This is a genomic window from Staphylococcus durrellii (assembly GCF_015594545.1).
GTDB lineage: Bacteria > Bacillota > Bacilli > Staphylococcales > Staphylococcaceae > Staphylococcus > Staphylococcus durrellii.
On record NZ_JADIIO010000001.1, the window covers coordinates 240,350 to 253,578 of the forward strand.

General features: G+C 36.5%; 8 protein-coding genes and 1 riboswitch. Of the genes, 3 read left to right on the top strand and 5 right to left on the bottom strand.

Annotated elements, in window-relative coordinates:
- Nucleotides 1-308: 308 nt before the first annotated feature.
- The gene (locus tag ISP02_RS01035; protein ID WP_195719817.1) at nucleotides 309-2,300 is read left to right on the top strand and encodes a catalase; all 1,992 of its coding nucleotides are present in this window, start codon (nucleotides 309-311) and stop codon (nucleotides 2,298-2,300) included.
- A 174-nt stretch (nucleotides 2,301-2,474) separates the two neighbouring features.
- Here ISP02_RS01035 and ISP02_RS01040 read toward each other — a convergent pair whose 3' ends face one another.
- The 5 genes from ISP02_RS01040 to fadX all read right to left on the bottom strand — a co-directional run bounded on the left by ISP02_RS01040 (nucleotide 2,475) and on the right by fadX (nucleotide 10,387).
- Nucleotides 2,475-3,659, bottom strand: a complete 1,185-nt coding sequence (locus ISP02_RS01040; RefSeq protein WP_195719818.1) for a thiolase family protein — start codon at nucleotides 3,657-3,659, stop codon at nucleotides 2,475-2,477.
- Nucleotides 3,660-3,690: 31 nt separating this feature from the next.
- Nucleotides 3,691-5,946, bottom strand: coding sequence for a 3-hydroxyacyl-CoA dehydrogenase/crotonase FadB (fadB, locus tag ISP02_RS01045; protein WP_195719819.1), 2,256 nt, complete (start codon nucleotides 5,944-5,946; stop codon nucleotides 3,691-3,693).
- Nucleotides 5,947-5,983: 37 nt separating this feature from the next.
- A complete protein-coding gene (gene fadE, locus ISP02_RS01050) occupies nucleotides 5,984-7,189 on the bottom strand; it encodes an acyl-CoA dehydrogenase FadE (protein WP_195719820.1) in 1,206 nt (401 codons plus the stop codon).
- Nucleotides 7,190-7,272: 83 nt separating this feature from the next.
- The gene (gene fadD, locus ISP02_RS01055; RefSeq protein ID WP_195719821.1) at nucleotides 7,273-8,796 is read right to left on the bottom strand and encodes a long-chain-fatty-acid--CoA ligase FadD; all 1,524 of its coding nucleotides are present in this window, start codon (nucleotides 8,794-8,796) and stop codon (nucleotides 7,273-7,275) included.
- A gap of 22 nt (nucleotides 8,797-8,818) precedes the next feature.
- Nucleotides 8,819-10,387 (bottom strand): fatty acid degradation protein FadX, encoded by a 1,569-nt coding sequence (gene fadX / locus ISP02_RS01060; protein WP_195719822.1) that lies wholly within the window; start codon nucleotides 10,385-10,387, stop codon nucleotides 8,819-8,821.
- A 256-nt stretch (nucleotides 10,388-10,643) separates the two neighbouring features.
- Nucleotides 10,644-10,746, top strand: a riboswitch (TPP riboswitch).
- 153 nt (nucleotides 10,747-10,899) lie between these two features.
- On the opposite strand from fadX, the gene ISP02_RS01065 reads away from it, so the two are divergent.
- The gene (locus tag ISP02_RS01065) at nucleotides 10,900-11,652 is read left to right on the top strand and encodes a 3-oxoacyl-ACP reductase (protein ID WP_195719823.1); all 753 of its coding nucleotides are present in this window, start codon (nucleotides 10,900-10,902) and stop codon (nucleotides 11,650-11,652) included.
- A 27-nt stretch (nucleotides 11,653-11,679) separates the two neighbouring features.
- Nucleotides 11,680-12,975, top strand: a complete 1,296-nt coding sequence (locus ISP02_RS01070; RefSeq protein ID WP_195719824.1) for an LLM class flavin-dependent oxidoreductase — start codon at nucleotides 11,680-11,682, stop codon at nucleotides 12,973-12,975.
- Nucleotides 12,976-13,229: the final 254 nt, after the last annotated feature.

The following is a 13,229-nucleotide window of genomic DNA, read 5'->3' on the forward strand; positions in this document are numbered from 1 at the left end:
CCTTAAGTTTAAAATGTATGCGCTTTCATATCGCTTTACCTTTCATATAATGCCATTAATTTTTTAAGAATTCAAATATCTTTTGATAAGTTACTGTGGAAAAAGGATAAACAGGCTTTTAAATACTGTTATTATAGCACATAACTTATTAAATAAATTTAAAGCTATTTTTTATTTTGCATTATTTTAAATTTAATTTTTTATGAAATATAATTGCTGCAATATATTAAATTCACAATTATGTGCTACAATTTTCAGTTTTTTCATGTACTTACAGGGTATTACAATTATTAAAAGGAGGGTTAATTATGACAAATAAAAAACTCGATCAATTAAAGAAAGATGAAAAAAATAATGACGGCAAAGCGATGACTACGAACAACGGGGTTAAAGTTAGCGAAGACGAAAATACTTTAACAGTAGGAGAACGCGGACCAAGTTTACTAGAAGACTTTCATTTCAGAGAAAAAATAATGCATTTTGACCATGAACGGATTCCTGAGCGTATAGTACATGCTCGAGGATTTGGTGCTCATGGTGAATTCCAAGTATATGAAGATTTATCTAAATATACGTATGCAGACTTTTTAACAAATCCTGATAAAACGACGCCGGTATTTGTAAGATTCTCTACTGTTCAAGGCTCAAAAGGGTCTCCTGATACAGTAAGAGATGTGCGTGGATTTGCAACAAAATTTTATACCGATGAAGGTATCTTTGACCTTGTTGGTAATGATATCCCAGTATTCTTTATTCAAGATGCAATTAAATTCCCGGACTTAATACACGCGGTTAAACCAGAACCACATAATGAAATGCCTCAAGGTGGCTCTGCGCACGATACGTTTTGGGATTTCTTTGCACAAAATCCTGAATCCACACATACAACTATGTGGGCAATGAGTGACAGAGGTATACCTAAAAACTTTAGACAAATTGAAGGTTTTGGTGTGCACACATTCCGTTTAGTAAATAGTGAAGGGCAATCTTACTTCGTTAAATTCCACTGGAAACCATTGCAAGGTTTAGAATCATTTGTATGGGACGAGGCTCAAATCTTACATGGTAAAGATGTTGATTTTCATCGTAAAGATTTATATGAATCTATTGAAAAAGGCGACTATCCTGAATGGGAGCTAGGTTTACAAATTATTACGCCAGAACAAGAATTTGATTTTGACTTTGATATTTTAGACCCAACTAAGATTTGGCCTGAAGATCAAGTGCCGGTACAACGTGTTGGTAAAATGACGTTAAATCAAAATGTAAGTAATGTTTTCGATGAAACTGAGCAAGCTGCCTTCCATCCGGGTCATATCGTTCCTGGTATTGATTTCTCTAACGACCCATTATTGCAAGGCCGTTTATTCTCATATACAGATACTCAAATTTCAAGACTTGGCGGACCAAACTTTAACCAAATTCCAATCAATAGACCAGTCAATGAAGTTCATAACAATCAACGTGATGCAATGCATCAACAAAATGTACACAAAGGACAAACTTCATACCATAATAATGCTTTAAACGATAATGAACCTCATACAACATCCAAAGAAGAGGGAGGATATGAACATTATCAAGAAAAAGTAGAAGGTAGAAAAATTAGAAAACGCAGTGAAAGCTTCAAAGACTATTACACGCAACCAAAATTATATTTAAATAGTTTAACTGAAGCTGAATATCAACATATGGCTGACGGTTTCTCCTTTGAAATAGGTATGTGTGATTCTATTATGGTTAAAGAGAATGCTGTTAGCCAATTAAACAAAGTTGATAGAAAGCTTGCAGAAACTGTAGCAGAAAATGTCGGCGTTAAAGTACCTGAACAGAATGAAGAGATACAATCAAATGCATCAGATAGCAAACTAACTATGGAAAAATTTGATATTCCGTTACCTGGACATTCTGTAGCTGTATTATTAAATGGTAGCATTTCAGAGGATACATTGAAATCATACGCCAAAACGTTTACACAACAAGGCTTAAACTATGCATTTGTAGGCAAACATCCTAAAGATATCGACGAAGACTTCGGTGTTACCGAAACTTATGCAACTGCACATCCAACATTGTTTGATAGCTTAATTGTGATTTCAGATGGTTCTGACCTAAACCCAGCTGCCGAAGAGTTTGCTGAATTATCGTATAAACACAACAAGCCAGTAGTAATTAATGAACAAGCAGCAGCACAATTAAAAGAAGCTAAATTAAACCTAGATGCACCTGGCGTGTTTATTTCAGATGATCCAGAAACAATCGTTAAAGCATTTGACCGTGCAAGATATTGGGATAGATAAGTAAAAGTTAATAGCAATTGAAGGAGGACTGAATTTTTCAGTTCTCTTTTTTATTTTAATAGAGAGGTTTAATAGTTTTGCTTTGTTATACAATAAAAATAGCCTAACAGATAAAAGTATATCTGCTAGGCTTATTGTTAGTTTTGACAATGTAGCATGTTAATAAATTATATCTTAGCGTACATATTCAAATATACCAGCAGCGCCCATGCCGACACCGATACACATCGTTACCATGCCATACTTTGAGTCGGGACGCTTTTTCATTTCGGATAATAGGCGACCTGTTAACATTGCTCCTGTAGCACCTAATGGATGTCCTAATGCGATAGCACCACCGTTAACATTTGTTTTTTCTGTATCTAATCCAGTTTCTCTAATTGAAGCAAGTGTTTGAGAAGCAAAAGCTTCATTTAACTCTGTTAAATCAATATCTTCAATAGATAAGCCACTTTCTTTTAGAACTTCTGGAATAGCGTAAGCAGGACCAATGCCCATAAGTTTAGGATCGACCCCGACTGCTTTAAAACCAACAAAACGGGCAATTGGAGTCACGCCTAATTCTTTAACCTTTTCTCCAGACATGAGTACCACAAAACCGCTACCATCCGTTAATGGTGCCGAAGTTCCTGCAGTTACCGTGCCGTCAGCCTTAAATATTGTACGTAATTGTGCTAAGTCATCGATATTAGTGTCGGGACGTATCATTTCATCTGTCTTGAATTGGGCTTTAGTTACTACGGGTCCATTACTGTCATAACTCACATCATTAACTTCGATAGGTATAATTTCATCATCAAATTTATTGGCATCTTGTGCGACTTTTGCGCGTTGATGGCTTTGTACGGCATATGCATCTTGATCTTCGCGTGAAACTTTATATGTTTCTGCAACCATTTCTGCTGTGAAGCCCATAGGGTAAGAAACACCTCGGTCTTCATCTTGTAAAGTTGGGTTGTTCGTTGGTTCATTGCCGCCCATAGGCACTGCGCTCATTAATTCAACGCCACCGGCAACTAATATGTCGCCTTGACCTGCTTTAATTTGATTCGCCGCAGTTGCGATCGTTTGTAATCCTGAAGAGCAGTAACGATTTACCGTTTGACCAGGTACACTATCTGGCATACCTGCTAGTAGAGCGATTGTGCGTGCAACATTTTGGCCTTGTAAACCTTCAGGGAAGGCATTACCGACGATAACATCTTCAACCATGCTTGGATCGAATTGACCATCTACACGATCAAGCACTCCTTTTAACACTTGTGCTGCTACGTCATCAGGTCTGTCATGGAACATGGCACCTCCCTTAGCCTTACTTGCTGCCGAACGACCATAAGCTACGATATATGCGTCTCGCATTTCACTTCATCCTCTCTTCTCTTACTTATAATTAGTTGCGTAATGGTTTGCCATTTTTTAACATATGAGAAATTCTGTCATACGTTTTACTATTTTGCAGTAGTTCAACAAATCCAGCTCTTTCTAAATTTTGTAAGTAGCGTTGATTCACATAGGTATTTCGTGGTAAATCTCCACCAGCTAAGATGTCTGCGATTTTAAGCGTGATTTCATAATCATAATCACTAATAAAATGACCTAATCGTTGTGCATCTAGTTGACCTTGTGCCAATGCTTTAAAGTCTTTACCTAGGGCGATAAAGTTTTCTTTAGGTGCAGGCATATAGTTCGTTTCAGATTCATAACGTGCTCTTTTTAGAGCGATTTCGATACGTTTTTCTTTATTCATAATGATTGTGTCAGTTTCTTTTAAATAGCCATATCTTACTGCTTCATGAGCATTCGTTGCGACTTTAGCCAAGCCAATGTTCATTAATATTTTACTCATTGTAGCTTGTTTGTCGTCATTTTGATGTGAACTGCTCAATACTCTTGTAGCTAACTCTGCAAGTCCGCCACCACTTGGTAATAAACCTACACCCGTTTCAACTAAACCGATATAAGTTTCGCTGTAAGCTACGACGAAAGGGGAATGCATTACGAGTTCGCAACCGCCACCTAAAGTTTTACCTTGTGTCGCAGTGACGATAGGTTTAAGTGCGTATTTTAAGCGACTAAATACGTAATGTAGTCTTTCTACTGCAGGTTTAACTTGAGACTCTACGGCACCGTCTTCATGTGCTTTTTTCATCATAAACAAGTTAGCACCGACACTAAAGTTATTACCATCAGCATAAATAACCATGCTTGTATAATCGCCATTTTCTAAAGTATCAATAGCATCATTTAACTCTTCAACAAATTCATTTGTTATGACGTTATTTTTACTTTGTAGTTTTAATAATAATTGGTCTTTATTAGCTACTGACAAATTTGAATCTTGTTTATTCCATACTTCACTATCGATAAAGTTAGAAACATCAGTTACGCGTTCTATAGATTCATTTTCAGCATAGAATGAACCTTGTTGAGATTCGACCCATTCTGGTAAGTCACCAATTTCTTGTTTGATACATTCTTTAACTCGATCGAATCCCATTAAATCCCATAGTTGGAAGGGCCCTTTTTTCCAATTGAAGCCCCAAACGATAGCGCGGTCTATATCTTTAAAATCGGCGGCAGCCTTTGGAACGTTAATTGCCGCATAATAGAAATTATTTCTTAATGTTTCCCATAAAAATTTACCGGCATCGTCAGTTGCGTTAAAAATAACGTCTAAGTTATGAGCTAAATCTTTACTGAATTGGCCTAATATATCGAATGTAGGCTGCTGTGGTTCTACATATTCGTTTTGTTCAGGATCTAAAACAAGACGTTGTTTGTTAACTTTTTTATAGAAGCCTTGATTTGTTTTACGGCCTAATGCACCCGCTTCGAATAGTTTTTTACTTAATTGTACTTCTTTAAAGTAAGGCTGTTCTTCAGGTACTTGGCGCATACCTTCCGCAACGGTTTGGGCGATATCAAGTCCAACTAGGTCTGTTAGCCCGTAAGTACCTGTGTTAGGTCTACCGATAACGCGACCAGTCAGAGCGTCGATTTCAGTTATAGAGAAGCCTTGCTGTTCTGCTCTGTACATAACATCGTTCATAGAATGTGTGCCAACTCTATTTGCTACGAAGCCTGCCACATCGTTTGCTACGACAGTACCTTTACCGAGTATTTCTTCCGCAAAGGATTTAACATTCTCAATAATAGAGTTTGCAGTATGTTCATTAGGAATAATTTCCGCTAATTTCATAATGCGTGGCGGATTAAAGAAATGTAATCCTAAAAATCTCTGTCTAGCATCGTCACTGAATGCTTGTGCAATCGATTCGATAGGGATACCAGAAGTATTCGTTGCGAAAATGGCTCCTTCTTTCGCATTTTGCTGAACTTGTTTCCATATTTGATGTTTTACCTCTAAATCTTCTTTTACGGCTTCGATATAAATGTCAGCATCATCATTAGCTAAATCGTCTTGAAAATTGCCATAAGTCAAATTAGAAGCGTAATCTAAATCAAATAACATGGGTCTTTTTTTGTTAGTAATAGTGTCGTATGCTTTTTTTGAAATTTTGTTAGGATCGTTCTCATCAATTACGATATCTAACAATTTTACTTTCAAACCAGCATTTACGAATAGGGCAGCGATTTGACTCCCCATTGTGCCAGCACCTAATACAGTAGCTTTGCGTATAGTCATATAAATACCTCCAAGTAATTAATAATCGGTCATATTATTAGATAAATGCAGAGTCTCCAGTAAGTGCTCTACCGATAACTAAAGCATTTACTTCATGTGTACCCTCATATGTGTAAATTGCTTCTGCGTCTGAGAAAAATCGTGCGATGTCGTATTCGGCTAAAATCCCATTACCACCTGTAATGCCACGTCCCATAGCAGCGGATTCTCTGAAACGTAATGAATTCATCATCTTAGCAGTGGAAGTTGCTACTTCATCATATTCTCCATTAGCTTGCATGCGTGCAAGTTGTGCTGAAATAGACATAGCATGTGAAAGGTTGCCTTGCATCATGGCTAATTTTTCTTGGATTAATTGGAATTTACTGATTTCTTTACCGAATTGTTTACGTTCTTTAACATATTTTAGTGTGGCACGTAATGCACCGGCGATAGCGCCAGTAGACATATAAGCTACACCAGCACGTGTTGAGTAAAGTATTTTTGCTACATCTTTGAACCCGTTAATATTTTGTAAACGTTCTTGTTCTTCAACGACGACGTTTGTAAGTTTGATATGAGCGTTAGGAACAATCTTAAGCGCGATTTTATTTTGGATAATATCAATATCTACGCCTGCTTGTTCTGGACGAATGATAAAACATTTTGGTTTTTTAGTTTCGGTATCGACGGCAAACACTGGAATAACGTCTGACAAGTGTGCGCCACCAATCCATTTCTTTTCGCCATTTAAGACCCATTTATCGCCGTCTTTTTGTGCTGTTGTTTCTAATCCGCCGGCAACGTCAGAACCGTGATTAGGTTCAGTTAAAGCAAAGCAAGTACGTAATTCATGTGATTGTAATTTTGGGACATAATAGGCAACTTGCTCTTTGCTGCCACCGAATAAGAAAGTGTTATGCCCTAAACCTTGGTGTACACCTAACAAGGTCACGAGTGAAACGTCAAATCTCGCTACAGTATAAGATAGAAAAAATTGGAACATTTGGCTTGTCGTTTTTGCATCGCCACGGCCTTCGAACAGTAGGGGATTATTAAAGTAATCTAGTTTCCCTAATTCTTCGAAGAATCCTTCAGGAATAGTAGCATTAGCCCAATGATCATTGATTGAATCGCGATAATTATTTTCTAACATGTCATTTAACTGTTTTAAAAACTTAACTTCACCTTCAGTTAATTCTTTAGATATATTTAACGTATCTTCTGGGTATAACTCTTTTAATAATTCACTTTTTGTAGACATAGTAAAACCTCCAATAATTATATGTGATAGCGCTTACAAAAGTTGGTAAAAAAATTTGCTTGCTACGTACAGCGACTTATGTGCTATGCTAATTCATCCTCTTGATGCAATTTTTTAGCCTTTTCATTCATACGTTCTTGTAATGCGAGTTTATCTGGCTTAGATGTTGAGTTCAACGGCATATGGTTAATGTTTAAATACATTCTAGGTATTTTATAGCTACCTAGTTTTTCACGTGCATAGCTGTCTAATTTTGCTTCGAAATCAGCGTCATCTTCTGTTAAGACGACTGCAGCCGATACGGATTCACCGTATTTAGGACTTGTGAAGCCTATAACAACACATTGTGCAACTAATGGATGTTCTGATAGCACAGCTTCAACTTCAGAAGGCAGTACGTTTTCTCCACCTGTAATAATCATTTCTTTTTTACGGTCAACGATGTAAATATCACCATCTTCGTCGATCTTAGCGAGGTCTCCAGTTAGAAAGAAGTCATCATGGAAACTTTTAGTAGTGATTTCAGGCTTGTTCCAATATCCTGGCGTAACGTTGTTACCTCTTACACCAAGCTCACCAATTTCCCCTGGTCCAACTTCATTAAAATCATCATCAAAAATGCGTATATCTGAAAAAATAACAGGATGTCCAATCGACTTAGGTTTAATTTTTGAGTTGTTAACAGTATTTACAGAAACGATAGGAGCTTCAGTTAAGCCATAGCCGTTAATAAGGTCAATGTTCATATCAAGAAGTTTGGCCTGTACTGCTGGTAGCGGAGGTGATCCGCCCTGAATTAAATAACGTGTACTTTGATAAGCTGCTGGATTGAAATTATCAGCCACGAGCATTGCGTATAACATTGTTGGAATAAGTAACATATAGTCGGGTTTATATTCCATCATGAGATTATTAAGTTCTTCAGCGTTAAAATAACGTTGTAAAACTAAAGTGCCGCCATTAAATAATGCTGGTATCGTTAAATCGTTAAAACCAAACACGTGAAACAGCGGTAAAGCTACGATTGTCAAATCTGTAGGATAAGTAGGGTGTGTATGATTTAAGATAATACCGTTACTAACAAATGAATCGTGTGAAAACATTACGCCTTTAGGTACGCCCGTAGTACCACTGGTATATAATAAAGATGCTAAATCGTCACCTTGTAATTCTACACTTTCGAATATATTGTGATGTGAAGGATCAACAATACTGTTATATTCAGATGAGTTTATATCCATATATAATAAAGATTCATCTACTTTAGTTAGTGATGATAGATGTTTTGTTTCGTAAAATATCTTTTTAACGCCTGAATCATCCACAACGGTAGAAATTTCTTCTGGGTTTAAACGCCAATTAATAGGTAAAAATACAGCACCTAATTTTATAGATGCGAATAATATATCTAAAATTGCAACGTCATTTGGAGCAAATATACCTAAAATATCCCCACGTTTAATTCCTTGCTCACCCAAATAAGATGCTAAATTTTCTGCGCGAATATTTAATTGTTGATATGTCCACTCGGTACCTTTAGCTGGATCGATAATTGCAGGTTTCTCTTCTTCAAAATTAGCTCTCGTCTTAATCCAATCGTAATTCATAGTTTATACCCCCTTATATTGGTTAACTATTTCTCCCTAACGATTTGTGTAAATTACCCCAATGTTCTTGAAACATACTAGCGTCCATTAAACCAATGTCGTTAGGAATAATTGGTTTGAATGACATATTAGCTAATATATCTCGCTCTATGTCTACCCCTGGTGCTCTTTCGATTAATTTTAAACCTGAATTTGTAAGTTGGAATACTGCGCGTTCAGTCACATAATATACGGTTTGCCCTTTAGAAAGTGCATATTGGGCATTGAAATCCATATTGCGTACTTCATCTACAAATTTGGTAGGTTTGCCGTCTGCATTAATAACTAATTGATTATGTGCATAATCTAGTTGACCCCCGACAACTAAAGAGCCAGAAAAAACAATGGTATCGACGGTTTGGCTAATGTCTATAAAGCCACCGCAGCCATTTAATTTATCACCATATGAAGAGACGTTTACATTGCCGTATTGGTCAATTTCAGCAAAGCTTAAATAGGCAATGTCTAGGCCACCATTGTAAATAAAGTCCCATGTCATTTCGTGACGCATTCGAGCGCTTAAATTATAATGCATGCCCAAATAGTCATTGCTACCGATATAACCATCAAAGATGCCTGTATCGATATTTAGATGAACTAAATCTCGTACACCTTCTTCGACTAACAAGTTAGATAATTCGTTATTTATACCAAATCCGATGCTTACGACGTCACCTCGCGTTAAAAATTGTGATGACCTCCTTAAGATAATTTTGCGTGTGCTCATTTTAATGTATGGTCCAGGCATATTTGGTACTTTATAGTGTCCAGATAGTGCAGGATCATAGTAAGTTTGCACGACTTGTTTATGGTAATGGGGATTATCATTAACCATAACGTAGTCAACAAATTCACCAGGGATAAATACGTCGTTCGGTTTGAAACTATCATCTTCAACGACGGCTTTAACTTGGACGATTACTTTACCGTTATTTCTATGTGCTGCGGCAGCAACGCTATATGCTTCACTAAGATGTGCTTCGTGATCCATATAAATATTACCTTGACGATCTGCGTAAGTTCCTCGTAACAGGGCTACATCAACTTCAGGGAGCTGGTAAAGCAAGTATTCCTTGCCATTTACTTCCGTTAATTGTACTAAGTCCTCACTCGTTCGCTCATTTGCTTTGCCGCCCGTATATCTTGGATCAACGGTTGTATGTAAACCAATTGTCGTGATTGTTCCAGGACTTGCAAACGTTTGATTACGATAATTTGTAGTCATAACGCCTTGAGGTAAAAAGTATGCTTCCACCTCGTTGTTTTGTATTGCCGATACTGTTGTGGGTGAAGCTACAATAATGCTTAATATTAAACGTTTTACCATATGTCGTTTAATAAATGCGTCTAAATCGACACCCTCTTCAGCGTAGTCACTAATATCATTAGCAACCATCATTGTTAAATTGTCTAGTTGTTGTGTTTCATCATGATAGTCAATAAGATGTTTTAAAATTTCTACAGGTAAATTACTTACTGACAATGCTGAAAGGGCGATGGTATCATGAGCTTTTACTAAATTTTTTAATTCTTTAGCTGTAATAATTTTCATTGCATAACATCACAAGTTCTCATAGGAAGACTGCCTCCTTTCGAATATGTAAGCCCTTACATAAAATATACCATAGTGTAAAATTGATGTAAAAGTTTTAATAGTTCATAATTATAAAAACTTATAATATAAAGGGATTACTTTTCTTATTATTATAAATAACTAAGTAAGTTGTAATTTTATATTTTTTGAATAGTAGTATATTTAGCTAACTTGACATAAACTACTGAAGGACATACATTTAAAGTAATAATTAAATAACCACTAGGGGTGTCATTTTGCACTGAGATGAGGTCTTCCTCAAACCCTTTGAACCTGATCTAGTTGGAACTAGCGTAGGGAAGTGTGTTCGTCAAACTGTAATTTAAGCACTGATGCTTTATTATATATAAAGATGTATTTTTGACGCGGCTTCCATAATTGGAGGTCGCGTTTTTTATTGTTTTGACACTACATAGACACGTTAACGTGGCAATTTTTAATTATAAATCTAACTATAGGAGTGAAATATTATGTCGAAAGTTATTTTGGTTACGGGAAGTAGTAGAGGTTTAGGGGCAACAATTAGTAAAACTTTAGTAAACCAAGGTAATAAAGTAATCATTAATTATTACCAAAGTAAACAAGTGGCTCAACAGTTAGTCAACGAGTTGGGTCATGATAACGCGATTGCCATTCAAGGCGATGTAACTGAGCGTGAAGCGGTAGATAAGCTGATAGCAGAAGGAAATAAACGCTTTGGACAAATCGATGTAGTCGTAAATAATGCTTTAGTTGATTTTAAATTCGATCCAACTGCACAACGACCTTTTACAGAATTATCATGGGAAGATTATCAACAACAAATAGATGGGACGTTAAAAGCTGCTTTTAATGTAGTTCAAAGTGTCGTGCCACAATTCAAAGAACGTAAGCAAGGCAGCATTATTAGTATTGGTACAAATTTATATCAAAATCCTGTTGTTCCTTATCACCAATATACAACTGCTAAAGCAGGATTGATTGGTTTTACACGTAATATTGCAGCTGAATTAGGTCAATACGGTATTACAGCCAATGTAGTTTCAGGTGGATTATTAAAAACAACCGACGCAAGTGCCGTTACAACTACTGAAGTATTCGACATTATTGCTCAAACGACACCGTTACGCCAGGTGACAACACCACAAGATGTTGCGAATATGGTTGCCTTTTTAGCTTCGGAAAATGCACGCGGTATCACCGGACAAAATTACACTGTCGATGGCGGGTTAACAATGAATTAAAAATAGTGAAGTAAAGGAGTATATTTTATGGATAAACGTCAACTTCATATTGGGGTGTTATTAATTGGCTGTGGACATCATTCGGGAGCATGGTTGACGGAAGATTCTTCAGCCGAGCGTATTGGTGATATTACTTATTATCAATCATTAGCACAACTTGCAGAACGAGGTTACTTTGATGCGGTATTCTTTGCTGATAATCAAGCCCTACAAGTAACGGACAATAGTGATATGCCATCATTTTGGTATGATCCACTAATAAATTTAACTGCCATATCTCAAGTAACTAAGCATGTAGGTTTAGTTGCAACCATTTCGAGTAGTTTTGCTAATCCATATACGGCAGCAAGGCAGTTGTTAAGCTTAGACCATATTTCAAATGGCCGTGTTGGTTGGAATTTAGTGACTTCTATGACTGATTTAGAAGCAATGAATCATAGTATGGAGAAACTACCAAAGCATTCAGAGCGATACAGCAAAGCAGATGAATTTGCACAAGTTATGAATAAATTATTAACATCATGGGATGATAAAGCTTTAACGTATAATCGTGCTACCGGTGAGCTTATAGATGCGCAACAGGTTAAACCCATTAACTATTCAGGAAGGCATTTTCAAGTACAGGGACCATTAACCACACCTAAAAGTCCACAAGGTAAACCAGTGGCGATGCAAGCAGGTGCATCGAATCAAGGAATAGCATTAGCTGCTAATTTTGCCGATGCTGTTTATTCAGTATCTTGGAATTTAGAGCAAGCGCGTAATTATCGACAAAAGTTAAATGCTCAATTAGAGAAGATTCATAGACGTGATTATATAAAGGTGTTTCCTGGTTTGGTTACTTATGTAGGACGTACTTATGAAGAAGCATTAGCCAAAAAAGCCAATTTAGATAAACAGATGCCAATAGAAAAAGCATTGAAACAATTAAGCTTTTTCGTCCAACAAGATTGCTCGGCGTGGCCTTTAGATGAACCTGTTCCATCGTTACCTTCTGTACATGAATTCGAAGGACCGATAGGGCGTTATGAAACGATTTTAACTATTATTGAAGAAAAGCAACCGACTGTACGTGAATTATTAGGATATATTAGTGCCGGTGGCGGTCATTTAACATTAATAGGCACGCCTGAACAAATCGTGGATGAGATGGAACATTGGTTTAATGATGGTGTAGCCGATGGCTTTAATTTAATGCCACCTACGTTACCAGGAAGCTTAGAAGATTTCGTAGAATATATTGTACCTGAGCTGCAAAAACGTAACCTATATCGTCACGACTATATGACTACAACGTTTCGTGATCATTTGTCGTTGAACTAAGCATTTTACTTAGTGATGGTCCAAGAATAAAATTAGTATAGCTAATCTAAGTTTGCAGAGGATGGGACATAAATACCGATTCTCAAAATAAGTCTGGGATATCATATTATCTCCAGGCTCTTTTTATGTTGACAGTAGATGACTGAATAGAAACTGAGCTTGTACCAAGTTTTTCAAACTAGATTTATAGCAATAAAATAAAGTCCTTAGTTTTAATATGAATTTATGAAAAAAGTAAATATTTATTCTGATTT